Source organism: Shimia sp. CNT1-13L.2, assembly GCF_024331145.1.
Taxonomy (GTDB): Bacteria; Pseudomonadota; Alphaproteobacteria; order Rhodobacterales; family Rhodobacteraceae; genus Shimia.
This window is the reverse complement of the sequence record NZ_JANDJO010000005.1, coordinates 194,165-218,500: the sequence shown is the minus strand read 5'-3', so window position 1 is coordinate 218,500 and position 24,336 is coordinate 194,165. Positions and strand designations below refer to the sequence as shown.

General features: G+C 61.1%; 24 protein-coding genes and 1 pseudogene. 16 read left to right on the top strand and 9 right to left on the bottom strand.

Annotated elements, in window-relative coordinates; translation table 11 throughout:
- Positions 1-169 precede the first annotated feature (169 nt).
- The 6 genes from ccoN to NNA36_RS12895 all read left to right on the top strand — a co-directional run bounded on the left by ccoN (position 170) and on the right by NNA36_RS12895 (position 5,094).
- Positions 170-1,774, top strand: coding sequence for a cytochrome-c oxidase, cbb3-type subunit I (gene ccoN / locus NNA36_RS12920; RefSeq protein ID WP_255107623.1), 1,605 nt, complete (start codon positions 170-172; stop codon positions 1,772-1,774).
- A gap of 14 nt (positions 1,775-1,788) precedes the next feature.
- Positions 1,789-2,517, top strand: coding sequence for a cytochrome-c oxidase, cbb3-type subunit II (ccoO, locus tag NNA36_RS12915; protein ID WP_255107620.1), 729 nt, complete (start codon positions 1,789-1,791; stop codon positions 2,515-2,517).
- 12 nt (positions 2,518-2,529) lie between these two features.
- Entirely contained in the window at positions 2,530-2,700 is a 171-nt protein-coding gene (locus tag NNA36_RS12910) for a cbb3-type cytochrome c oxidase subunit 3 (RefSeq protein ID WP_255107619.1), read from the top strand.
- Positions 2,701-2,712: 12 nt separating this feature from the next.
- Positions 2,713-3,579 carry a cytochrome-c oxidase, cbb3-type subunit III gene (ccoP, locus tag NNA36_RS12905; RefSeq protein WP_255107616.1) on the top strand — a complete coding sequence of 289 codons (867 nt, stop codon included), beginning with the start codon at positions 2,713-2,715 and terminating at the stop codon, positions 3,577-3,579.
- Between the two features lie 205 nt (positions 3,580-3,784).
- A complete protein-coding gene (locus NNA36_RS12900) occupies positions 3,785-4,180 on the top strand; it encodes a hypothetical protein (protein WP_255107614.1) in 396 nt (131 codons plus the stop codon).
- Between the two features lie 242 nt (positions 4,181-4,422).
- Entirely contained in the window at positions 4,423-5,094 is a 672-nt protein-coding gene (locus NNA36_RS12895; RefSeq protein ID WP_255107613.1) for a hypothetical protein, read from the top strand.
- Here the strand turns inward: NNA36_RS12895 and NNA36_RS12890 are convergent.
- Positions 5,063-5,343: pseudogene (locus NNA36_RS12890) on the bottom strand (IS1595 family transposase); the annotation flags it as partial. The gene NNA36_RS12895 and the pseudogene NNA36_RS12890 sit on opposite strands and share 32 nt — an antisense overlap.
- Before the next feature lie 391 nt (positions 5,344-5,734).
- Between NNA36_RS12890 and NNA36_RS12885 the strand changes: the two are divergent.
- Positions 5,735-6,592 (top strand): LysR family transcriptional regulator, encoded by an 858-nt coding sequence (locus tag NNA36_RS12885; RefSeq protein ID WP_369681666.1) that lies wholly within the window; start codon positions 5,735-5,737, stop codon positions 6,590-6,592.
- Here the strand turns inward: NNA36_RS12885 and NNA36_RS12880 are convergent.
- The gene (locus NNA36_RS12880) at positions 6,589-7,218 is read right to left on the bottom strand and encodes a DUF2270 domain-containing protein (RefSeq protein WP_255107863.1); all 630 of its coding nucleotides are present in this window, start codon (positions 7,216-7,218) and stop codon (positions 6,589-6,591) included. The genes NNA36_RS12885 and NNA36_RS12880 overlap by 4 nt on opposite strands.
- Before the next feature lie 466 nt (positions 7,219-7,684).
- Between NNA36_RS12880 and ccoG the strand changes: the two genes are divergently transcribed.
- From ccoG to ccoS, 4 genes are read left to right on the top strand one after another with little or no spacing between them, the layout of a single operon-like run.
- The gene (ccoG, locus tag NNA36_RS12875; protein WP_255107611.1) at positions 7,685-9,118 is read left to right on the top strand and encodes a cytochrome c oxidase accessory protein CcoG; all 1,434 of its coding nucleotides are present in this window, start codon (positions 7,685-7,687) and stop codon (positions 9,116-9,118) included.
- Entirely contained in the window at positions 9,118-9,579 is a 462-nt protein-coding gene (locus NNA36_RS12870; RefSeq protein ID WP_255107610.1) for a FixH family protein, read from the top strand. Before ccoG ends, NNA36_RS12870 begins: the two co-directional genes overlap by 1 nt.
- A gap of 4 nt (positions 9,580-9,583) precedes the next feature.
- Positions 9,584-11,770: a heavy metal translocating P-type ATPase gene (locus tag NNA36_RS12865; RefSeq protein WP_255107609.1), complete on the top strand. Its 2,187-nt coding sequence runs from the start codon at positions 9,584-9,586 to the stop codon at positions 11,768-11,770.
- A 3-nt stretch (positions 11,771-11,773) separates the two neighbouring features.
- The gene (gene ccoS, locus NNA36_RS12860) at positions 11,774-11,932 is read left to right on the top strand and encodes a cbb3-type cytochrome oxidase assembly protein CcoS (protein ID WP_255107607.1); all 159 of its coding nucleotides are present in this window, start codon (positions 11,774-11,776) and stop codon (positions 11,930-11,932) included.
- 85 nt (positions 11,933-12,017) lie between these two features.
- Here the strand turns inward: ccoS and NNA36_RS12855 are convergent, their stop codons facing one another.
- From NNA36_RS12855 to NNA36_RS12845, 3 genes are all read right to left on the bottom strand, one after another.
- A complete protein-coding gene (locus tag NNA36_RS12855) occupies positions 12,018-12,710 on the bottom strand; it encodes a fumarylacetoacetate hydrolase family protein (protein WP_255107606.1) in 693 nt (230 codons plus the stop codon).
- Between the two features lie 40 nt (positions 12,711-12,750).
- Positions 12,751-14,055, bottom strand: a complete 1,305-nt coding sequence (locus NNA36_RS12850) for a D-alanyl-D-alanine carboxypeptidase family protein (protein WP_255107603.1) — start codon at positions 14,053-14,055, stop codon at positions 12,751-12,753.
- Positions 14,056-14,313: 258 nt separating this feature from the next.
- On the bottom strand, positions 14,314-15,015 hold the full coding sequence (locus tag NNA36_RS12845) for an HAD family hydrolase (protein ID WP_255107601.1): 702 nt from the start codon (positions 15,013-15,015) through the stop codon (positions 14,314-14,316).
- 120 nt (positions 15,016-15,135) lie between these two features.
- On the opposite strand from NNA36_RS12845, the gene clpS reads away from it, so the two are divergent.
- From clpS to hemF, 4 genes are all read left to right on the top strand, one after another.
- Entirely contained in the window at positions 15,136-15,456 is a 321-nt protein-coding gene (clpS, locus tag NNA36_RS12840; protein WP_255107862.1) for an ATP-dependent Clp protease adapter ClpS, read from the top strand.
- A gap of 30 nt (positions 15,457-15,486) precedes the next feature.
- Entirely contained in the window at positions 15,487-16,467 is a 981-nt protein-coding gene (locus tag NNA36_RS12835; RefSeq protein WP_255107599.1) for a class I SAM-dependent methyltransferase, read from the top strand.
- A 37-nt stretch (positions 16,468-16,504) separates the two neighbouring features.
- On the top strand, positions 16,505-17,305 hold the full coding sequence (locus tag NNA36_RS12830) for an SDR family NAD(P)-dependent oxidoreductase (RefSeq protein ID WP_255107597.1): 801 nt from the start codon (positions 16,505-16,507) through the stop codon (positions 17,303-17,305).
- A 76-nt stretch (positions 17,306-17,381) separates the two neighbouring features.
- A complete protein-coding gene (gene hemF, locus NNA36_RS12825; RefSeq protein WP_255107595.1) occupies positions 17,382-18,275 on the top strand; it encodes an oxygen-dependent coproporphyrinogen oxidase in 894 nt (297 codons plus the stop codon).
- 18 nt (positions 18,276-18,293) lie between these two features.
- On the opposite strand, the gene NNA36_RS12820 is transcribed toward hemF, so the two are convergent.
- Entirely contained in the window at positions 18,294-18,854 is a 561-nt protein-coding gene (locus NNA36_RS12820) for a hypothetical protein (protein ID WP_255107593.1), read from the bottom strand.
- 144 nt (positions 18,855-18,998) lie between these two features.
- Positions 18,999-19,958, bottom strand: a complete 960-nt coding sequence (hemC, locus tag NNA36_RS12815) for a hydroxymethylbilane synthase (protein ID WP_255107590.1) — start codon at positions 19,956-19,958, stop codon at positions 18,999-19,001.
- Positions 19,959-20,168: 210 nt separating this feature from the next.
- Here hemC and hemE point away from each other — a divergent pair, with 210 nt between their 5' ends.
- On the top strand, positions 20,169-21,203 hold the full coding sequence (hemE, locus tag NNA36_RS12810) for a uroporphyrinogen decarboxylase (RefSeq protein ID WP_255107587.1): 1,035 nt from the start codon (positions 20,169-20,171) through the stop codon (positions 21,201-21,203).
- Positions 21,204-21,283: 80 nt separating this feature from the next.
- Here hemE and NNA36_RS12805 read toward each other — a convergent pair whose 3' ends face one another.
- Entirely contained in the window at positions 21,284-23,062 is a 1,779-nt protein-coding gene (locus NNA36_RS12805) for an SLC13 family permease (RefSeq protein ID WP_255107584.1), read from the bottom strand.
- A gap of 176 nt (positions 23,063-23,238) precedes the next feature.
- Positions 23,239-24,312, bottom strand: a complete 1,074-nt coding sequence (locus NNA36_RS12800) for a CaiB/BaiF CoA-transferase family protein (RefSeq protein WP_255107582.1) — start codon at positions 24,310-24,312, stop codon at positions 23,239-23,241.
- Positions 24,313-24,336 lie beyond the last annotated feature (24 nt).

The window sequence follows — 24,336 nt, the reverse complement described above, 5'->3', positions numbered from 1 at the left end:
GGACAGATTTGGGGCCTGTCCGTCCCATTGCCTTGATTAGGAGACCTTTTGAAAAGAAGTGCTTTGACACAGATCAATGCGTTTCTGCGACTGCGAAAGCAAAACACACTCAGTCTAAATCCGCCGAGGCAAAATCCGAATCGTGCCCGGCAAGACGAAGGGACGCAAAATGTTGAATTATATCAAGCTGATCGCGCTTGCTTTGGTCACGCTCTTCGCGTTGATCGCAGCAAACTATGCGCGCGATGTGGCTTACCTGGTCCATGCCGTTATCGTGGCATTGGTCTCGGGTGGCCTCTTTATCTGGACCTTGCGTGGGTTCGGGGATGCAAAAACCCCGGCGCCGCAGAACGAATATCTCGACAGCGTGGTCCGCGCTGGTGTTATCGCCACCTCCTTCTGGGGCGTGGTCGGGTTCCTGGCGGGCGTTTTCATCGCGTTCCAGCTGGCGTTCCCGGTGCTGAACTTTGATTGGGCACAAGGCTATGCCAACTTTGGCCGCCTGCGTCCGCTTCACACTTCGGCGGTGATTTTCGCATTTGGCGGCAACGCGCTTCTGGCGTCGTCGTTCTATGTTGTTCAGCGTACCTCGGCTGCCCGTCTCTGGGGCGGCAACCTCGCGTGGTTCGTGTTCTGGGGCTACCAGCTCTTCATCGTTCTGGCGGCAACCGGCTATCTGCTGGGCGGCACCCAGTCGAAAGAATACGCGGAACCCGAGTGGTATGTTGACCTGTGGCTGACCGTTGTTTGGGTGGCTTACCTGGCCGTGTTCCTGGGTACCATCATCAAACGCAAAGAGCCGCACATCTATGTTGCGAACTGGTTCTACCTGTCGTTCATCGTGACCGTTGCGATGCTGCACGTCGTCAACAACCTGACGATCCCCGTGTCGATCTTCGGTTCGAAGTCGGTCATCGTCTGGGCCGGTGTTCAGGACGCGATGACCCAGTGGTGGTATGGCCACAACGCTGTGGGCTTCTTCCTGACCGCAGGCTTCCTGGGCATGATGTACTACTTCATCCCGAAACAGGCCGAGCGTCCGGTGTTCTCGTACAAGCTGTCGATCATCCACTTCTGGGCCCTGATCTTCATCTACATCTGGGCGGGTCCGCACCACCTGCACTATACCGCGCTGCCTGACTGGGCTTCGACGCTGGGCATGGTGTTCTCGGTTGTTCTGTGGATGCCTTCCTGGGGCGGCATGATCAACGGTCTGATGACCCTGTCGGGTGCATGGGACAAGCTGCGCACCGACCCTGTGATCCGTATGATGGTGATCTCGGTTGGTTTCTACGGCATGTCGACCTTCGAAGGTCCGATGATGTCGATCCGCGCCGTGAACTCGCTGTCGCACTACACTGACTGGACCATTGGTCACGTGCACTCTGGTGCGCTTGGTTGGAACGGCATGATCACTTTCGGTATGCTGTACTTCCTGGTTCCGGTTCTGTGGAAGCGTGAGCGCCTGTATTCGCTGCAACTGGTCAGCTGGCACTTCTGGCTCGCCACCATCGGTATCGTTCTCTATGCGGCGTCCATGTGGGTGACCGGCATCATGGAAGGCCTGATGTGGCGCGAAGTTGATGCCAACGGTTTCCTTGTGAACTCGTTCGCAGACACCGTGGCAGCTAAGTTCCCGATGTACGTTGTGCGCGGTCTGGGTGGGGTCATGTTCCTCGCTGGCGCCGTCATCATGTGCTACAACCTTTGGATGACTGTCCGTAAGGCCCCGGCTAAAGAAGCCAGCCTGTCGGTTGCAGTCCCGGCTGAATAAGGAGGGCCGGAGCAATGGCAATTCTCGATAAACATAAAATCCTCGAGACCAACGCGACCCTCCTGCTGATCTTCAGCTTCCTGGTCGTAACCATCGGCGGCATTGTGCAGATCGCACCGCTGTTCTGGCTGGAAAACACCATCGAGGACGTAGAGGGCATGCGCCCCTACACCCCGCTGGAAATGGCCGGCCGCGAGGTCTACCTGCGTGAAGGCTGCTATGTCTGTCACTCGCAGATGATCCGTCCGATGCGCGACGAGGTGGAGCGCTATGGTCACTACTCGCTGGCAGCGGAGTCGAAATACGACCACCCGTTCCAGTGGGGTTCTAAACGTACCGGTCCCGATCTCGCCCGTGTAGGCGGCCGTTATTCGGATGACTGGCACGTAGACCACCTGCGTGATCCGCAGTCGGTTGTTCCGGAATCGGTGATGCCGAAGTACGGCTTCCTTGAAAAGAAGAAGATCGACGGCAAGTACATCGGTGACATCATGAGCACCAACGCTCTGTTGGGTACGCCCTACACCGAGGACATGATCGCCAACGCCCAAGCCGACTTTGCGGCCCAGGCGGATCCGGACAGCGACTATGATGGTCTGCTCGAGCGCTATGGTGAGAAAGTCAACGTACGCAACTTTGACGGTAAGCCCGGCGTGTCCGAAATGGACGCAATGGTTGCCTACCTGCAAATGCTGGGTACGCTGGTCGACTTCTCGACCTTCACGCCGGACGCGTCGCGGTAAGGAGTTAGGAACATGGAGACCTATTCCCTACTGCGAGAGTTCGCTGATAGCTGGATGCTTCTGTTCCTGTTTGCGTTCTTCATTGGTGTTGTCGTCTGGGTTTTCCGCCCAGGCGCCACCAAGGAGTACCGCGACACCGCAGACATCCCGTTCCGGCACGAAGACAAACCCGCCACGGAATGAGGAGGCGAGGACATGAGTAAAAAACCTGTTCAAAAAGGAAACCAGATCGAGACGACTGGTCACTCCTGGGACGGCATCGAAGAATATAACAACCCTCTTCCCAAGTGGTGGGTCTACATCTTCTATGCCTGTATCGTTTGGGGCATCGGCTATACCATCGCGTATCCCGCATGGCCCGGTATCAAAGGCGCAACCGCCGGTGTTCTGGGGTATTCGACCCGGGGCGAAGTGGCTGCCGAGATCGACCGTGTGAATGAATCGCTGGCTCCGATCAACGCCAAGCTGGAAGCGGCGGAACTGACCGCGATCACCAGCGACGCTGAGTTGAACGGTTATGCGATTTCGGCCGGTGCTGCCGTGTTCAAGACCTGGTGTGCCCAGTGTCACGGTTCGGGTGCTGCCGGTGCGGTTGGCTATCCCAACCTGCTGGACAATGACTGGCTGTGGGGTGGTGACATCGAATCGATCCACACCACCGTTAGCCACGGTATCCGGAACGAAGAAGACGAAGATGCGCGTTTCTCGGAAATGCCTGCCTTTGGCGACGACTATCTGGAAGACGAGCAGATCGAAGCTGTCGTCAACTACGTGATGTCGCTGTCGGGTGATGCGAAAGACGCATCGCTTGTTGCAGATGGCGCGGTTGTCTTTGCGGACGAATGCTCGGCCTGCCACATGGATGACGGTACCGGTGACCGCGCACAGGGTGCGCCGAACCTGACCGACGCCATCTGGCTGTTTGGTGGTGACTATGACTCGATCAAAGAGACCGTCACCTATAGCCGCGCAGGCGTTATGCCGAACTGGAATACCCGTCTGACCGAAGCGCAAATCCGCGCCGTGTCGGCCTATGTGCACCAGTTGGGTGGTGGCGAATAAGCCATCCTGACATATCCGGGGGCAGGATTTGCCCCCGGCTCAAGCGCCAGTCCCCGTCATGTTCGCGCGTTTCCCGGGGGCTGGCGTTTCTTTTTTGGCAAGGCCGAATTTCATGGCGCCTTGCAGGGTGACGCAGGAGGAGACGTTTCATAGACTGGTGGCGGAATGGCCCCTGTGTCGGGCCGGATTGCCGAAAGGATATTTCATGTTTCGAATTTTCGCGGCGCTGGCGTGTGTTGTCGGCCTGAACGCCTCACCCGCCCAAGCCCAGCAGTTGATGGGCGAATACCTGACCTGGCTTGGTCCACGGGATATTGTCAATTCAAGCGGCACGCCCTTGACCACCTTCGGGGCGGTGCTGGCCCAGGATCGGGCCAATTTCCACCGTTTTGGCAAGCGGGATGACTATGACGGGAATGATCCGTTCTTTCACCGTCGGGACCTGCGTGCCAACCTGCCGGCCTATTATCGGGCGGGACAGCCGGTGGCGCGTTACATTTTCGAGGACGTGATGAGCGGGCGCGGGCATTACGTGTTCGTCCGCATCTTTGGCAGCGGTGGGCGGATCCCCCACGTGAACGTCTACGAAGGGGCCGGGTAAGGCCGCTTTCGGGATCTGTCACATTTGTGTCGTACAGCAGGTGTAGGAGGGGGGCATCGGCACCCGACCCTACAGGGGTGCCGGGAATTTCAAGTTTGAATCATGCCCGCCCTTCCAGGCGGGCTTATTCTTTATCGATGTCTGCACTGCGTGTTGGCTAAGTGTTGCGTGCACTTGAAATTGTAGAGTTGATCCTTTGATTTCGCTTAATATATTCAACTTCTACTCAGGAGGGTCCATTTGTGACAATGTCTGCGCGAACGGTTATCCATGATGACTTGAATGCCATCGTGGAACTGCAGGATAACCCAGGAGTGGACACTCTTGGTCAACGGAGCGTTGCCTTTGTTCATCCGGAGCATTCAGGTGCCACTGTCAACGCATGCTTCGATAGATTTCCCCAAGGAGCTTTTGTAAGTGAAAAGGGAGGGCGCATTATCGGGTATGCGAACGCCATACGTCTCCAGCCCCGCGTTGCCTTGACAACACACGATTGGACTACAGCTACCAGAGACGGATCTGGGATTTCACATGACCCGGCTGGCAGTTGGCTATACGTTTGCCGCATGCTTCTAACAGCTGGAGCGGGCCACCAATCACTGGTCCTGGAACTCTCTCCCTTGCTCGTATCTTTGAAGGCTCTGGTTGAGAAAGCCGGATTAGATGGAATTGCCATTGCTCTGCCATTTCCGGGTAAGCTCGAGCGTTCAGGAACTACTGAATATCAGAAGCAGGCCTTGGAAGAGGGCGTCAAAGATTATGGGCAGCCCCGTCTGTCTGGAGCCATGGGCTCATCTGCATCGATCAACGTTGCTCTATACGATGGATTCAATCATCAGATCGCGCTTCCCAACTACGTTGGGGTATCAAAACATTTTGCGCTTATGGTCTGGCGCAATCCAGCAAGCGGCTAAGTGCACAATCAACTTCCATATTCTCGCGAGCAAAACACCAATCCACATAGCCGTCGAGATATTTCTTGGCTGGCCCCTTAAAGGGGCGAAGGAAGGCCTTTAAGCGCGAATGCAAAGCGTTCACGTTTTGTATGTGAAAGCTCTGCTGGATCTTGCGAGTGCCGGGTTTGGTGCCGAGCACGAAATGCGAAAGCCAGTGGCCTTGGCAAACTTGTCATACGCAGAAAAACCATCTGAACAGAGCGCTGCAGCTTGATCAGATGTAAGGCCGCGAAGCCCTTTCAGGATTCTGTCGAAGGATTTCTTTTGCATCGCGCCTCTGATCTGTCGTTCAGAGGCGATATTGGCCTAATCCTTCAAATCGGAACCAACCAACACGCTATGCAGACATCGCATATTCTTTTTGGGCCATCAGCCTTTCTTGCCGGTGCTGCGCGTTTGCGGTTTGGGCGGCAGCTGGCCGAGGGGGGATTGGCGGGTTGCGATGTTGAAGACATCTGAAAGTAGAAATAGCATGTCAGCCTCCTTTGGTGGTTCGCTTCTGTCTTGAAATATGGCGTTTCAGGCGCGAAGCTGCGACTCAGGAATGAAATCAACATGTCAGTATAAATTACATATGGACTGGACGAGACTGCCCCCGATGAGCGCGCTTCGTGCCTTTGCCGCCTTTGCCGAGCAGGGATCGGTTCAGGCCGCAGGGGCGGGGCTGAACGTCAGCCACGCGGCCATCAGCCAGCAGATCCGCAATCTGGAGGCGCATCTAGGCGTGCAACTTTTGGATCGTGCGGGGCGGTCTGCCGTCCTGACGGTTGAAGGACGTCGCCTTGCGGATGCCCTGCTGGATGGGTTCACGACGATCGCGGAGCGGGTTGAGGAGCTGACGATGCAGGAGGGGGTGCGCCCCCTGCACGTGGCGACAACACCGCAGTTTGCCTCGAACTGGCTGGTGCACCGGCTGCCTGCGTTTCGCGCCAAGCATCCCGAGATCGATATCATGATTGATCCGAACCCGGCGCTGACCGATCCGAGACCGGGCGGCATTGATCTGTGTATTCGCTATGGCGACGGGAACTGGCCGGGGCTGGAGGCGCAGGAACTGGTACATACGCCGATTGCCGTGGTGGCGGCGCCTGAGTTGATCGGGGACCGGAAGGTGGAAAGTGCCTTGGACCTTGCCGACCTGCCCTGGTTGCAGGAGTTGGGCACCTCGGAAGCAAGTCTCTGGCTGGAAGAGAACGGAGTGGCTGAGGGCGCCACGAAAGGGGGCATGATCCATCTGCCCGGCAACCTGTTGCAGCACGCGGCGCGCAATGCACAGGGGGTTGCAGTCAGTACGCGGATCTGGGTCGAGGATGATCTGGCGGCGGGGCGGCTGGTGCAGCTGTTTGAGGGGGCGTTCGAGAAGGGCTATCACGTGGTCAGCAACCCGGCCGCGCTGAGGCCGGCGGCCAAGGCATTCCGGGCCTGGGTTCTGAGGCAGGCCCGGAGTGAACGTTAACCCATTGCGCTTTCGGTTTTGCGGGCGCGGGCGCGGCGGGCGTCGTCGCGATCGCTCCAGAAGGCGAGGAAGATCCAGGCAATCATGTAGACGGTTCCGAAACCGATGATCACCTCGCCGGGAAGCGGGCCAACATCGGCGCGGCGGAAGGCTTCGTCCCAGGATTGCACGGCGGTGGGGTGAACGGCGATCTTGCCGGCGAAGGCGAGGGACTGGATCAGCAGAATCCAGAGGTAGTTGCGGCGGATGCGGCGTCCGACGGCGACCATGTAGGGCACGTGGTATTTGGGGCGCATGTAGTCGTTGGCGAGAACCTTCTGCCAGTTTTCCTCGAGGTGAAGATCCCCGTCATACAGCATGGGGGCGTAGAAGTGGGTTTCCAGCCACCGCGCCCTTGCACGCCAGACGTTGAAATAACGGTAGCGGCGGGCTTCGAGCATCAGGAAGAAGATGATCAGGACGCCCACCAGCACGAGGGGCAGGGGAGAGGCGTCAGGTGATGCAAAGGAAATCGACAGGGCCACACCAAGGGTGACAACGGCCCAGTTCGTGGTCGTGTCCAACCGGGTGCGCCAGATGGTGCTGCGATAGACTTCGCCGCGGTAAAGGTGGGCCACGGCCCCGATCTCGGCGGCGTTGAGCGACTTGCGCTCGCTTTCTTCTTGGGAAATCGTCCTGCCTCCACTTCAAGATGATTTTTCCCGCTCCCTGACAAGGATAATGCACGCAGTTTGATCTGGGTCAAAGGCCGTAAGGCGGGAATCGGTGAGAGTGAGGGAAGAAATTGGTCCTTTGGCCGTACTCACGGAATGGACCTGAAAGTTGCCCGCGGCATTTTGGCGTGGAGCAAAAGTGCCGGCTTTCCGTCCTGTTCGCGCGTTTCCTGGAAAGCCGGCACTCATTCCTCTCCGATATAGCACCTGAAACGGCGGTCGCAAGGTGTGTGCGGCGCAGTTCCTGTTTTTGTGAGCCGTGGCGGATGGCCGCGTTTAAAGCTACATTTTTAATACAATATTTGACCCATATCAAAGTTCCGAACGGCTTCAGAGGCCAAAAGAACATCAGAGAATTCCCTATGCGCGAGTGATTCCAGTGAGCACTACTGATCAAGAACCTGGCCTTTACGCTGCCCGAGAGCCGATTTTCCCGAAGCGGGTCAAAGGCAAGTTTCGTAACCTGAAATGGTATCTGATGGCCGTCATGCTGGGCATCTATTACCTGACGCCGTGGATCCGTTGGGACCGCGGCCCGAGTTTGCCGGATCAGGCAGTTCTGCTGGACCTTGGCAACCGCCGCTTCTTTTTCTTCATGATCGAGATTTGGCCGCACGAATTCTATTTCGTTGCGGGTTTGCTGGTGATGGCAGGTCTTGGCCTGTTCCTGTTCACCTCGGCACTTGGGCGTGTGTGGTGTGGTTATGCCTGTCCGCAGACCGTGTGGACCGATCTTTTCATCCTCGTGGAGCGATGGATCGAAGGGGACCGCAACGCGCGCCTGCGTCTGCATCGTCAGAAAAAATGGGACCTCCGCAAGTTCCGCCTGCGGATGATCAAATACCTGAGCTGGATTCTGATCGCCCTGGCGACCGGTGGGGCCTGGGTGTTCTATTTCACAGATGCGCCGACGCTGATGGTGGACCTGTTCAAGGGAACGGCGCACCCGATTGCCTATACCACCATCGCGGTCATGACCTTCACCACGGTATTCTTTGGGGCCATCGCGCGTGAACAGATCTGTATCTACGCCTGCCCGTGGCCGCGTATCCAGGCGGCGATGATGGACGAAGACACCCTGACCGTCGGGTACCGCGACTGGCGCGGCGAGCCGCGCAAGGGATCGCAAGAGGTGCGTGACGGCGAAACGCAGGGTGATTGCATCAACTGCATGGCCTGTGTGAACGTCTGCCCGGTGGGTATCGACATTCGTGATGGTCAGCAGCTGGAGTGCATCACCTGTGCGCTGTGTATCGATGCCTGCGACGAGATCATGGACAAGATCGGCAAGCCGCGTGGCCTGATCGATTATCTTGCCGTTGGTGACGAGGCCTGGGAGACCGCTGGCAACGCACCGCGCAGCATCTGGAAGCACCACTTCCTGCGTCCGCGCACGATCCTTTACACCACGTTGTGGTCGCTGGTGGGCGTCCTGCTGGTGGTGGCCCTGTTCCTGCGGACCGATATCGACATGACGGTTGCGCCGGTTCGGAACCCGACCTTCGTGACGCTGTCGGATGGGACGATCCGCAACACCTATGAGATCCGTCTGCGCAACAAGCATGGCGAGGACCGTCCGTTCCGCATCTCGGTCAAGGGGGATCCGACCCTGCGTATCGATCTGGAAGGCACGCCTTATGAGACCGTGACGGTTCCGGCGGATACGATGAAGCTGCAACGTGTCTATGTTCTGGCGCCGAAAGGGTCGCTTCCGGCGAACGGTGAAGCCACTGATTTCCGCTTCTGGGTTGAAGATGCGCTGAACGGTGATCGCGTGTATAAGGACACGGTGTTTAACGGGAAGGCCAACTGATGAGTTCAGAACGTAAATTCACCGGCAAACATGCCGCCATGATCTTTGTCGGCGCGTTTGGTGTGATCATCGGGGTAAATGTCCTCCTGGCAGTTTCGGCTGTCAGGACCTTCCCCGGTCTTGAGGTCAAGAATTCCTACGTGGCCAGCCAGGAGTTTGACGACCGTCGTGATGCGCAGGAATCGCTGGGCTGGAAAGTTGCGGCGCGGCACACCGGCGGGCTTTTGATCCTTCAGATCTCGGACATCAACGGCCGTCCGGTAGAGGCCCGCGAGTTGGATGCGGTGCTGGGGCGGGCGACCCATGTGAAGGATGATGTTGTTCCCGAGTTCAAATTCGACGGCACCGCCTATGTGGCGCCGATGGCGATTGAGAAGGGCAACTGGAACATCCGGATGAAGGCTGTTGCCAAAGACGGGACCGAGTTCAGCCAGCGGGTTGTTCTCTACGTGACGGAGTAAGTTCATGACCGCTGCCATGCGCCCCGGAACTTCGGCCTGCCCTGCCTGCGTTGCTGCGCCTGCCGCAGAGTCGCTGGCCGAGCAGGAGGCCCATGAAGAGGCCCGCCTTGCCCTTTCACTGCCGACCATTCACTGCGCGGCCTGTATCTCGGCGGTTGAACGCGAGTTGCATCGCCAACCCGGTGTGAAATCGGCGCGGGTGAACCTGACGTTGAAGCGGGCGACGGTTGAGGCCGAGGCGGATGTGACGGCACAGGACCTTGTGAAGGTGCTGGAGGGGATCGGTTACGAGGCGCACGAGCTGGATGCGGGGACGCTTTCGGCGACGGCGTCGGACAAGGCGGGGCGTGACCTGCTGATGCGTCTGGCGGTGGCCGGGTTTGCCTCGATGAACGTGATGCTTTTGTCGGTCTCGGTCTGGTCTGGCGCCGAGGCGGCAACGCGGGACATGTTCCACTGGATTTCGGCGGCGATTGCCCTGCCGACCATCGTGTTTTCGGGCAAGCCGTTTTACGTGAATGCCTGGTCGGCGCTTAAGAACAAGCGCCTGAACATGGATGTACCGATTGTGCTGGCCATCGTGCTGGCGGTTGTGACCTCGCTTTGGGAGACCATGCTGTCGGGGGAGCACGCCTATTTCGATGCCGCGCTGACGTTGGTGTTTTTCCTGCTGGCGGGGCGGTATCTTGACTATCGCACGCGGGCGGTGGCGCGCTCTGCGGCCGAGGAGCTCGCGGCGCTTGAGGTGCCGCGTGCCATTCGCGTGGTCGATGGCGTGGAAGACACCGTGCAGGTGTCCGAACTGGCGGTGGGCGACCTTGTGCTGGTGCGCCCCGGCGGGCGGATGCCGGTGGACGGAGAGATTGTCGAAGGCCAGTCGGAGCTGGATCGCTCGCTTCTGACCGGGGAAACCCTGCCGGTCTATGCCGAGCCGGGGCTTGGCGTGAGTGCCGGGGAAGTGAACCTGACCGGGCCGCTTGTGGTGCGGGCGACGGCGGTGGGCGAGGAAACCTCGCTGCATCGCATGGCCGATCTGGTGGCGATCGCGGAATCGGGGCGGTCGCGCTATACCTCTTTGGCGGACAGTGCCGCCAAGCTCTATGCGCCCGGTGTGCATATCCTGTCGGCCTTGGCCTTCGTGGGCTGGTTCCTTTACACCTTTGACATGCGCACCGCGCTGAACATCGCGGCGGCGGTTCTGATCATCACCTGCCCCTGTGCGCTTGGGCTTGCGGTGCCTGCGGTGACGACGGCGGCCTCGGGGCGGTTGTTCAAACAGGGGATGCTGATCAAGCACTCCACGGCGCTGGAACGGCTGGCGCAGGTGGATACGGTGGTGTTCGACAAGACGGGCACCTTGACGGCGGGAACGCCGGAAGTGACCAACCTTGGGGAGTTTCCGCGTCGCGAGATCGAAGTGGCCATGGCGTTGGCGATGGGGTCATCGCATCCCTTGTCGCTGGCGCTGGTCGATGCCGCGCGCGAGGCGGGGATCAAACCGGCCCAGTTGAGCGACATCGAGGAAGTTCCGGGGTTCGGGACGCAGGGCAAGTTGCATGGCAAGCTGGTGCGCCTTGGGCGGGCGGCCTGGGTTGGGGCGCAGCCGCTGGCGCAGACCTCTGCCTTCCTGTCGATGGGCGAAGACACGGCGCGGGCCTTCACCTTCTCGGATGCGCTGCGGGATGGCGCGGAAGAATCGGTTCGGGCGTTGCTGGAGGATGGCAAGGACGTGATGCTGATCTCGGGCGACAGCACCGGGGCGGTTGAAGCCTTGGCCAATCGTCTGGGCATCCAGAAGTGGGTGGCCGAGGCGCTGCCGGAAGACAAGGCCGCGAAGGTGCAGGCGCTGTCGGAACAGGGCAAGCATGTGCTGATGGTGGGCGATGGTCTGAACGACACGGCGGCCCTTGCGGCGGCGCATGTGTCGATCTCGCCGGCCTCGGCGCTGGATGCGGCGCGGGTGGCATCGGATATCGTGTTGCTGGGCAGTGACCTGAGCCCGATTGCCGATGCGCTCAACACCGCGCGCAAGGCGACCAAGCGGATCCGGGAGAACTTCCAGATCGCGACGGTTTACAACGTGATTGCCGTGCCGCTTGCGATTGCCGGTTTGGCGACGCCGCTGATTGCCGCCTTGGCCATGTCGTCCTCTTCGATTACAGTCTCGCTCAACGCGTTGCGCCTGAGGTAATCCATGTCTGTGCTGTCCTATCTGATCCCGATCTCGCTAATACTTGGGGGCGTGGGCCTTCTGGCCTTTCTCTACACGGTGCGGTCGGACCAGTATGAAGACCCGGAAGGGGATGCGCAGCGTATCCTGAGCGGCGAGTGGGACGACCGCCCGAAACCGTGAGGAATGGCCGCGGGGGCGGGATGCCTCCGGCGGGAGTATTTCTGTGTGCATTGAAGCAGGGCTGGTTTTGTGACCGGCCCTTTTCTTATGGCTTGAAGATGACTGTCGCGGGGGAGAGGCCCGCGATTTCGACGCGGCAGGTTTGGCCGGGGGTGATGGGGCCGACGCCTGCGGGGGTGCCTGTCATGATCAGGTCGCCGGGGGCGAGGGTGACGAGGCGTGAGAGGAAGGCGATCACGTCACTGGTGGGCCAGATCATTTCCGAGAGATCGCCGGTCTGGCGCAGGTCGTCATCGACATGGGCGGTGATCGCGCCCGAGGTCAGTGGTCCGGTTTCGGTGATCGGGTGCAGCGGGCCGATGATGGCGGAGGCGTCAAAGCCCTTGGCCATGTCCCAGGGGCGGCGCATCTCCTTGGCGCGGGCCTGCATGTCGCGGCGGGTGAGATCGTTGCCGGTGGCATAGCCCCAGATGTGGCGGTCTGCGTCTTTTGCCGCAATGTCGCGGCCGCCGGTGCCGATGGCGACAACCAGTTCCGCCTCGTGGTGGAGGTTTTCGGTGGCGGGCGGGAAGGGCAGGGTCAGGCCGGAGGGCACGGCTGCATCGCCGGGTTTGGTGAAGAAGAAGGGTGGCTCGCGGTCCGGGTCGTGCCCCATCTCGCGGGCGTGTTCGGAGTAGTTGCGGCCCACGCAGAAGATGCGGCGGACAGGGAACAGCGCGTCGCTGCCGTGGACCGGCAGCAGCGTCGGGGCGGGGGCGGGGATGACCGTTTTGCTCATGTCGCCAGTCTTGTCTCAGACGGGCGGCGGGGGCAAGCGATCAGGACGGGCCGATGGTGAAACAGGCGATCTGACGGGCCTGAAGGCGGCGGCAGGCGAGGTCGGCGGTTTCGCGGGTCATGCCGACGAAGTTGGCCTCGTAGCCGCGTGAATTCTTGACCACCTTGCGCAGGGTGCCGTCGAGCGTGCTCATCTCGGTGAGCGCGGTTTTCAGGAGCACTTTTTCGGCGGCGTAGCGGCTGGCGTAGCGACCGACGTTGATGCCCCAGTGGCGTCCGCCGGAGGTGGAGATGCGGGTCACGACTTGCGGGGTGTCGATATCTTCCTCGGGGAGAGCGGTGGCAGGTTTGTCGCCCTGGGCTTCGATGAGGGCGGTCTGGATGTCGAACTCAATGCTGCTGGCGCTGGCGACAACCGTATCCTGTGTTTCGGGCGTCTCGGGCTCGGTGCGGAACAGGGTTTTGGGGCGCAGCTGCGGACGCAGGCTTTTCTTGACGGCGGTGGCGACGCGGATGGTTTTGCCCGCTGGCGCGCTGGTGCCGTAGGTCGGCAGTTTCGGTTTGCGCAGGGCGACCCGGCTGGGGGCGCGGCGGAAGCCGAGGTCGAGGAGTTCGGCCACCTTGGCGTTTCGCGAGGCGGTGGAGCGACCGCCGAAAACGGTGGCGATCACCCGTTCGCGGCCACGTTCGGCGGATGCCACGAGGTTGAAGCCCGCGGCGCGGGTATAGCCGGTCTTGATGCCGTCGGCGCCGCGATAGGCGTTCAGCAGGCGGCGGTTGGTGTTGTTGACGGTCTTCACGCCAGCATGGGTCGAGCGGCGCGAGAAGAGGTTGTAATACTGCGGATAGTCATAGAGCAGGTGCCGCCCGAGCGTTGTCATGTCGCGGGCGGTAGACAGGTGGCCCGATTCGGTCAGGCCGTGGGCGTTCTTGAAGGTGGTGTTGGTCATCCCGAGCGCCCGCGCGGTGCGGTTCATGCGGCGGGCGAACTTGGCCTCGGAGCCGGAGATGGCCTCGCCGATGGCGGTGGCGGCATCGTTGGCGGATTTCACGGCGGCGGCGCGGATCAGGTAGCGCAGGGCAATGCGCTGACCGGAGCGCAGGCCCAGTTTCGAAGGCGGTTCCGCGGCGGCGTTCTTGGAGATGCGGACCTTGGTATCAAGGGAGATTTCGCCGTTTTTTACCGCCTCAAAAGCGATGTAGAGCGTCATCATCTTGGTCAGGGAGGCGGGGTGCAGACGGGTGTCGGCATTGCGGGAATGGAGGACTTCGCCCGAGCGCGCATCCACGACCATCGCGGCATAGGGTGCTGCGATTGCCGATAAGGGGACGGTTGCCAGGCTCATCAGGAGCACTAGCGCAACGACACCGAAACGAGCCGGCGAACTGAGCCGAACCTTCACGATAAACTGCCTTCTCTGCCTCAAGCCGCCGGTTCTCCGGTTCGGCCTTATTATTTGACGTCAGGCTAACACAGGGTGTCTTTTCGATAAAGCCTTTGTTTTCAGCAGGTTTGGCAGCGTGACCGGAAAAACAACCAAGATGTGGGGTATTTTTTCGGAGCGACCACTAGAGTGGGGGGAATGTGGCGGGAATAAGGCAGGTCAGCCGATGTCGTTTACGAGGTCGGCAAGCCCGGCCAGTGATTCCAGTTCGGCAAAGCGTGGCGCGTCGTTGGGGGCTTCGGCATGTTCGAGGGCCCAGACCAGACCGTGCGGGACGTAGACGCCCCAGCCGCCGGCCTCGATTGCCGGGACAACGTCGGAGCGCATGGAGTTGCCGACCATCATGGCGCGGTCAGGGCCGTCGCCGTGGCGGTCAAAGATCGTGCGGTAGATGTCGGGTGTCTTGTTGGAGACAATTTCGACCCCGTCAAAGAGATCGCCAAGGCCGGATTGCGCCAGTTTGCGTTCCTGATCCAGAAGATCACCTTTGGTAATCAACACGATACGGTGGCTTCCGGCCAGTGCTTCGACGGCCTCGCGGGCGTGCGGCAGGAGTTCGATGGGATGTTGCAGCATGTCGCGTCCGGCGGCCATGAGTTCGGCGATAACGCTGGCGGGAACCTGTTCCTCGGTGACCTCGATGGCGGTTTCGATCATCGACAGGACGAAGCCCTTGATGCCAAAGCCGTAGTGGCCGATGTTGCGCCTTTCGGCCTCGAGAAGGCGTTCCTCGAGATGGTCCTTGTGGGTGTAGTCGGCCAGCAATTCGGCAAAGCGATCCTGGGTGATGCGGAAGAATCGCTCGTTGTGCCAGAGGGTGTCATCGGCGTCGAAACCGACAGTGGTGAGGGTTCTGGACATGTTTCGCCTTGATTTCGTGGCCTGAAGCTCTTTTCTAAAACTTAAGACAGGTTATATAAACCCGCTAAGGCGACACCCTTAAACCAGACGCGGATACCCATGCACGATTATGCTTTGCACATGAGCGCCGATAACGGCGATGACGACGGCGATTTCGGCGTCGCGTTGCAGACGCGTACGCGCACGCGGCGTCCGCCTTTGTACAAGGTTCTCTTGCTGAACGATGACTATACCCCGATGGAATTCGTGGTTCACATCCTTGAGCGGTTCTTTGGCATGACCCACGCGCAGGCGTTCGAGATCATGTTGACCGTACACAAGAAGGGTGTGGCGGTTGTTGGCGTGTTCAGCCACGAAATCGCGGAAACCAAGGTGACACAGGTGATGGATTTCGCCCGTCGTCATCAGCATCCGCTGCAATGCACAATGGAAAAGGAATGATCGGCGACGCGCCGGTTATCTGACCTCTGAATGTCCCATTCCCGTTTGACCCTGGCCATTGAGGACAATGGCCTGACCCTGCCCGAGGCGGGGGAGATCGCAGTTTTTGCCCCGCGTGCGGGGTTTGACCTTTCGGCCCTGCCGCGCGAGCGGTGTCGGGTGATTCAGCCCCTGCGGCCTGACTACGAGGCCTATGAGCGGGCGGGATATGCCTGTGATGTTGCCGAAAGCGGTCATTATGCGGCTGCGCTGGTTTGCCTGCCGCGCGCCAAGAAACAGGCGCATGACCTGATCGCGCGGGCGGTGGCCTGTGCGGATGTGGTGATCGTGGACGGCCAGAAGACGGAGGGGTCGGACAGTATCCTGAAAGAGTGCCGCAAGCGTGCAGAGGTGGCCGGTGTGGTCGCCAAGGCGCATGGCAAGCTGTTCTGGTTCTCGGGTGGCGATTTTGCCGATTGGGTCGCGCCCGAGTGGCAGGAGGTGGATGGTTTCCTGACCCGTGCGGGCGTGTTTTCGGCGGACGGGATTGATCCGGCGTCGAAGATGCTGGCGGCGGCCCTGCCTGCCAAGCTGGGGCGCAACGTTGCGGACCTTGGGGCCGGATGGGGATACCTGTCGCGTGACATCTTGAGCCGCGAGAGTGTCGAAACGCTTTACCTCGTGGAAGCGGATCATGCGGCCCTGGACTGCGCGCGAAAGAATGTCGAGGACGCGCGGGCCGCGTTTCACTGGGCGGATGTGACCCGGTGGGAGGCGCGGGCGCGGATGGATTCGGTGGTGATGAACCCGCCGTTCCACACCGGGCGGTCGGCCGAACCTGCGCTGGGCGTGGCCTTTATCGAGGCCGCGGCGCGGATGCTTGCGCCGTCCGGCCAGTTGTGGATGGTGGCAAACCGTCATCTTCCCTATGAAACCGCGTTGAATGCGGCCTTTGGGCAGGTCGAGGAAATTGCGGGCGATGGTCGCTTCAAGGTGCTTCATGCGTCGCGTCCGTCTCGCGCGAGGCGGTAAAACCGCGTAAGGTCGCGCAGAATCATCGGAGGCGCAGATGTCTTTTTCGATTGCAGGCAAGACCGCGATTGTTACCGGAGCGGCAAACGGCATTGGTTTGGCCGTGGCGCGTCACTTTGCGGATCACGGGGCCAACGTGATGTTTGCCGACATGGATGAGAGCGGTCTCATCGAAGAGGTTGGCGAAAACCGTGAAGAGGGCAATATCCGCTACTTTGCTGGGGATCTTCGCGAAAAGCTGACGATTGCGAACCTGTTGTCGGCGACGATCGACGCCTTTGATACGGTCGATATTCTTGTGAATGGCTGTCGGCAGGTGGTGCATTCCAATGCGCTTGATCCCGAGGACGAGTCAGTGATCACCATGCTGAATCAGAACCTCATGACCTCTTTGCGGCTGTCGCAATACGTGGCCAAGCGGATGGTCAAGCAGGCCGAGGGCAAGGAAGAGGGCATGGCAGGCTCGATCATCAACCTGTCGTCGATTGCCTCGCGCCGGTCGCACCCCAACCTGTTGGCCTATTCGGTGTCGACGGCGGCGCTTGACCAGATGACCCGATCCCTTGCGGTTGCGCTTGCGCCGCATCGTATCCGTGTCAACGCGGTGGCGTTTGGATCGGTGATGTCGGCCAGCCTTCAGAGCACGCTGAAGGACAATCGCGATTACCGCAATCTTATCGAGGATAACACGCCCTTGGGCCGGATTGCCGGTCCGGGCGAGTTGGCGGATGCGGTGCAGTACCTTGCGTCGGAAGGGTCGGGGTTCATGACCGGACAGATCCTGACGGTTGACGGTGGGCGCACCCTTGTTGATCCGGTGCCTGCTCCGGCGCACTAGATGCGTTGATCTGGCGCTGGCCCTTGTGGGGCGGCCCTGATAGTTGATCAGTCAAGACTGTTCAGGGAGAGACCGGATGACCGATCAGATGGAAAGCCAGAAGGCACGCGCGTCGGCGTGGTTCCGCGAGTTGCGCGATCAGATCGTGGCGGCGTTCGAGGGGCTGGAAGACAGCCATGCCGAGGGGCCGTTTGCCGATCAGGCCGCGGGCCGTTTCGACGTGAGCGAAACCAAACGCGCCAGTGCGGACGGATCGGATGCTGGTGGCGGATTGATGTCGGTGATGCGCGGTGGTCGCGTGTTCGAGAAGGTCGGCGTGAACATCTCGACCGTTTACGGCGAATTGGGAGAGCGGGCGCAGGCGGCGATGGCGGCGCGCAAGGGCATTCCCGGCATGAAGGACGATCCGCGGTTCTGGGCCAGTGGCATTTCCCTCGTGGCGCATATGCAGAACCCGCATTGTCCGGCGGTGCACATGAACACGCGGATGTTCTGGACACCTCATGCGTGGTGGTTCGGCGGTGGGTCTGATTTGAACCCCTGTCTGGAGTATGACGAGGATACCGCGCATTTCCACGCGGTTCAGAAAGAGCATTGTGATCGCCACGACGAGGCGCATTATCCGCGCCTCAAGGAATGGGCGGACGAGTATTTCTATGTGCCGCACCGTGGCCGTGCGCGGGGTGTGGGGGGCATTTTCCTTGATGATCACAACAGCGGCGACTGGGAGGCGGATTTCGCCTTTATCCAGGATGTGGGCAAGGCCTTCCTGCCGGCCTTTGTGCCGCTGGTCGAGAAACGTCGGGTGGATGGATTTGGCGATGCCGAGAAGGATGCGCAGTTGGTGCACCGTGGTCTCTATGCCGAGTACAATCTTGTTTATGACCGTGGCACCAAGTTCGGGCTTGAGACCGGGCATGACGCCAACGCGGTTCTGATGAGCTTGCCGCCGATGGCGAAGTGGGTATAGGGGCAGTCCCCCACGTAGTTACTTGTTCTGAAGAATGTGGATGTGCCGGCAGAGGGTGCGGTGCATCATCTCGACCTCTTCATAGGGGCCGCGGATCGCCGTGATCTCGTTGCTGCTGTTGATCAGGCGCAGTTGCATGCGGGCAGGTGCGCCGGGCACTTCGGGTTTCTTGACGTAGATGCTCTTGATCTGGGTGAGCGGGAAGCTCTTGCTGCTGCGGACATTGTCGCGGCGATCAAGGCGGGTGAGGGTGAGGTCGCGGCGGCTTGGGTCGAGACGCAGTTCATGGCGCGAGCCGCGCAGGGCCGAGGTGTAGATCGCGATCCCGATGAGCGAAAAGGCCACGGCTAGCCCGGTCTTGGTCATCAGCGACGGGAAGCCATCGGCGTTTTCCGGTACAAGCCACTGGATGAAGGCGCCGAGGATCAGCACGATGCCTATAAAGCGAATGATCGCCTCGCTATGCGAGGTGTGGCGGAAGTATCCATCCATTTCCCGCGCCGTATAGGCATAGGCTTTCTGCACTTTGACTCGGGTAGGGGTCGCGGTTACTGCCAGTGATCCCGTCATTGCGTTCATAAGGTTATCTCCATTCGCCATGTTTCCAGCATGGGTTGTGAACATGGCGGAAATGGGGAAGGCAGCGTGCCGAAATGGGGTTCTTGAAACGAGAAACGGCGGGTAATCCCCGCCGTTTTCGTGAATTGTTTCGAGATTGGAAACTTACTGGCGCCAGTCGAAGAAACCTTCGCCTGCCTTGGCCAGAAGGCTGGCCGCCATTTCGCGGCCAAGTTCGGCACCGTCTTCGATGGCGCAGGTCTTGTCTTCGCTGATGCTTTCGGAGCCGTCGGGGCGCAGGACTTCACCGCGCAGGCGCAGGGTGGTGCCATCCAGTTCGGCAAGGGCCGCGATCGGGGTTTCGCAGGAGCCGTCCAGTGCCGCCAAGAAGGCGCGTTCGGCGGCGAGGCGCTGGCCGGTGGCCGTGTCGTGCAGGGCGGCGAGCATGTCGGCGGTGCGGCTGTCGTTGGCGCGGCGTTCGATGCCGATGGCCCCTTGCGCCACGGCGGGCAGCATTTCTTCGGGCTGAATGGCGGAGGAGGCCACGTCGTTCATGCCAAGGCGGTTGAGACCAGCCATGGCGAGGAAGGTACAGTCGGCCACGCCGTCACCGAGTTTCTTGAGGCGCGTCTGCACGTTGCCGCGGAATTCGACGACCTTGAGGTCTGGCCGGTAGTTCAGCAGCTGGGCGCGGCGGCGCAGGGACGAGGTGCCGACGACGGCGCCCTCGGGCAGGTCTGCCAGGGTTTTCACGCTGGGCGAGACAAAGGCATCGCGGGTGTCTTCGCGCGGCAGGTAGGTGTCGAGCAGGAGACCCTCGGGTTGCAGGACCGGCATATCCTTCATCGAGTGAACGGCGATGTCGATGGCACCTGACAGGAGGTCTTCTTCGATCTCCTTGGTGAACAGGCCCTTGCCGCCCAGTTCCTTGAGCGGGCGATCCTTGGCGATCAGCGCGGCATCGTCACCGGTGGTCTTGATGATGACGATCTCGAAGGCGGCTTCGGGCAGGTCGAAAGCGGCCATCAGGCGGCTGCGGGTCTCGTAGGCCTGTGCGAGGGCCAGCGGAGAGCCACGGGTGCCGATCTTGAGGGGCGAGTCGGGGGAAGGCAGGTTCAGTGTCATATTTACGGGTCTAATCCTGACGGTTTGGCCTGACAAGCGCAGAAGGGTTGACATCCTGCCGCTTGCACGTGACCTAGCTTGTGGCAAATGGCCTGGCTGTCGTGGGACAAACGGGGCCTTGTGGTTCCCGCTGAAAAGGCATGGATCGCCACATGGTTTCCTTGACCCATGTCAACGCTGAGCCAAATGGGCAGAGCTAAGAGGTGCATCATGACTGAGAAGAAGAAAATCCTGCGGGCTCTGGCCGGCGAAACGCTCGACACCCCCCCGATCTGGATGATGCGCCAAGCTGGGCGCTATCTGCCGGAATACCGTGCAACCCGCGCCGAGGCCGGGGACTTCCTGTCGCTTTGCTATAACAGCGAGCTGGCGGCGGAAGTGACCCTGCAACCGATCCGGCGCTATGGCTTTGATGCGGCGATCCTGTTTGCCGACATCCTGCTGTTGCCGCAGGCGCTTGGCGCCGATCTGTGGTTCGTGACCGGAGAGGGGCCACGTCTGTCGACCATCGAAAGCCAGGAAGATTTCGACAAGCTGAAACCTGTGACCGAGATCGACGAGGTGTTGAACCCGGTTTACGAGACCGTGCGCATCCTGTCGCGCGAATTGCCGAACGAGACCACGCTGATCGGTTTTGCGGGGATGCCCTGGACGGTGGCGACTTATATGATTGCGGGCCGTGGCACCCCGGATCAGGGTCCGGCACATGCGCTGAAGGATTCCAACCCGGCGCTGTTTGACCAGGTGATCGACCTGCTGACCGCGGGCACCATCGAATACCTGTCGAAACAGATCGAGGCCGGGGCCGAAGTGGTCAAGCTGTTCGACAGCTGGGCCGGATCGCTCAAGGGCGCGGATTTCGACAAATATGCGCTTGAACCGGCCAAGAAGATCATTGCCGCGCTGAAAGAGCGCCATCCGGATGTGCCGATCATTGCCTTCCCGCGTGGTGCGGGCGAACGCTATGCCGGTTTTGCCGAGGCAACCGGTGCGGATTGCGTTGCGCTGGATGATGGTGTGACGCCGGAATGGGCCGCGGCCAACGTTCAGAAAGACGGCTGTGTGCAGGGCAACCTGAAGTCGTCGCATATGGTGACGGGTGGTGAGGATCTCGTGCGCGAGACCCGCAAGATCGTGGAGGCCTTTGGCAAGGGGCCGCATATCTTCAACCTGGGCCACGGTATCACGCCGGACGCCGATCCCGAGAACGTGCAGCTGATGATCGACACGGTGCGCGGCAAGTAATTCCGCGTGCCATGCGCAAAGTTTAACGGCGTGGGTCTGCACCCACGCCGTTTTTTGTTTCCTGATGTGTGGGGACGCCGTCAGAGCGGCCAGATGACGGGGATCAGGGCCGAGGCCAGGAGGCCGATGCTGAGGTTTAGGGGGATGCCGACCTTGAGGAAATCGGTGAACTTGTAGCCGCCGGGGCCGTAGACCATCATGTTGGTCTGGTAGCCGATGGGGGTGGCGAAGCTGGCCGAGGCGGCGACCATGACAGCAATCACCAGCGGGCGCGGATCAATGCCCAGCGAGGTGCCGAGGCTGATCGCCAGCGGGGCGATGACGACGGCGACGGCGTTGTTGGAGATCAGCTCGGTCAGGATCGAGGTCAGCAGGTAGAGCGACCAGATGATCAGGAAGGGCGGCATTGTCTTGAGGAAGGGGGCGGCGGCCTCGACCACGAGGGTGACGGCGCCCGCGGCTTCGAGCCCTGTGCCGACCGCGAGCATCGAGAAGATCAGCACGAGGAGACGGCCGTCGACAAAGGAAAAGGCCTCTTCGGCTTCGATGCAGCGGGTGAATAGGACAAAGGCAACGGCGAGGATGGCCAGAAACAGGATCGGTGCGATGCCGAAGGCCGCCAGAAGCACGATCCCCGCGAGCGCGAGCGCGGCGAGGGGGGCATGAGAGCGGCGATAGGGGCGCACGGCGGGTTGGTTGACGCTGACGGCGCCCACGTCGGAGGCCATGCGCGAAATATCTTCGGGTGCGCCTTCCAGAAGCAGCGTGTCACCGATTTGCAGGACCAGCTGATCAAGTTGGCCCGAGATGTTCTGATTGCGGCGGTGAACGGCCAGCGGATAGACGCCATAGCGCCGCCGCAGGCGCAGTTGACCAAGCGACTTGCCCACCATCGTGGTGGTGGGGGTGATCAGGATTTCGACGGTGGCGGTGCCGCGCGAGGTGAGTTTGTCGACGCTGCGGATGTCGTTGTTGTCCTGCAGGCCGAGAAGCTCTTCCATCTGCGAGCGCAGGACGACCCTGTCGCCGGCCTGAAGCGTGACGGTCTTGAGGTCACGCCGCAGCGAGGCTTCGCCGCGCAACACGTCGACAAGGCGCACGCCGCTGCGTTTGAAGAGATCGACCTCGGTTGCGGCCAGGCCGATCAGGCGGCTGTCTTCGGGGATGGCGACCTCGGTCAGGAACTTTTTCTTCGCACCATCGGACAGGAGGGCGGCCATGCTTGCGCGTTCGGGCAGCAGGCGGGGGGCGACAAGGCGCAGGTAGAGCGTGCCCCAGATCACGATGAAGATCGCCAGGGGGGTGACTTCGAAAATCGAGAACGGGGCGAGGCCGTGGGTTTGGGCAACCCCGGCCACCAGGAGGTTGGTGGAGGTGCCAAGGAGTGTGAGCGTGCCACCCAGGATGGAGGCATAGGAGAGCGGGATCAGCAGTTTGCTGGTGGGGATTTTCAGCTTGCGTGACAGCTGAACGAATACGGGGATCAGGATCAGGACAACGGGGGTGTTGTTGACAAAGGCAGAGGCGATGACGGCAAAGCCGATGAGACCGGCGACGGCGCGTGCGGGGGATGCTTCGGCCCAGGCTTCGGCCAGGCGGGTGAAACGATCCAGCGCGCCGGTGCGGACCATGGCCCCGGCGACGATGAACATGGCGGCGATGGTCCAGGGCGCAGGGTTGGACAGGGCCAGGAGCGCGGCCTCGTAGGGCAGGATGCCGGTGGCCAGCATCGTGGCCGCCGCGCCAAGGGCGACCACCTCGGGCGGCCAGCGTTCAGAGACAAACAGCGCGAACATCAGCGCGAGAATGCCGAGGGCAATCAGGGCATCAAGCGTGGCTGGTTGGGCTAGGTCGGTCATCTGGTCTCCCACGGGCAGAATGGCAGGGGGCGTTGGTGGGGGTCCAGCTTAACATGGGGCCGAAGCAGGCCTCAAAGGCTGATTGCAGGGATATGTCTGAAAATAGGGCGGAAAACTTTTTGGGAAAAGTTATCCGCCCGCAATTTTTCTAGAAAAATTGGCTGGTTGCGAGGGGGTCAGAGTTCCGCGCGCAGCTCTTCGGTATGTTCGCCGCGTTTGCAGGGGGCGTTCACCCTTCCGACCTTGCCGTCAAATCGCGGGGCGGGGGCGGGTTGGAGGGTACCGCCCGGAGTTTGCCAGATGTGGCGGGCCGAGACATGTGGCGCGTTGGCGGCTTCGCCCGGAGACAGGACCGGGGCGACACAGGCGTCGGAGCCATCAAACAGGGCATCCCAGTGGCTGCGTGGTTCCGCGAGAAAGATGTCTTCGAGGCGGGCTGTCAGCTTGGTCCAGAGGCTCTGGTCGTGCTGCTTCTGGAATTCCGGATCATCGGAGAGGCCGAGGCGGGACAGGAACTCGGCGTAGAACTGGGGTTCGAGGCATTGCACCGAGACAAACCCGCCGTCGGCGCAGGCATAGGTGCGGGACCAGTGCGGTCCGTCGAGCAAGCCCTGACCGCGGGTGTCGGGCATCATGCCGGTCTGGCGGATCGCCATCAGGAGCGACATCATGTGGGCCGAGCCATCGACGATGGCGGCGTCAACCACGGTGCCGCGTCCGGTGGTGCGGGCGTTGAGGATGCCGGACAGGAGGCCCACCACGAGATAGAGCGCGCCGCCGCCGATGTCACCGACCAGCGTGGCCGGCGTGATCGGGGGCGCGCCGGGTTCGGAGGCATAGTGCAGGGCACCGGAAGTGGCGATGTAGTTGAGATCGTGGCCTGCGGTTTCGGCGCGGGGGCCGGACTGGCCCCAGCCGGTCATGCGCCCGAAGACAAGTGCGGGGTTGTCTGCGTGGCAGACCTCGGGGCCGAGGCCTAGGCGTTCCATCACACCGGGGCGGAAGCCTTCGATCAGGGCATCCGCCGTGGCGATGAGCTTGCGGGCGGTGGCGAGGTCGTCCGGATCTTTCAGGTCAAGCGCGATGGAGCGTTTGCCGCGATCCAGAACCGAGCCGTCGGCAGTGACCTGCCCGCCTTTGCCCTTGCGGTGGATGGTGATGACATCCGCGCCCAGATCGGCCAGCAGCATGGCGGCGAAGGGCCCCGGGCCGAGGCCCTCGATTTCGATGATGCGAATGCCGTTCAGCATGGGGATCTCCTTGGTCTGCGTTGT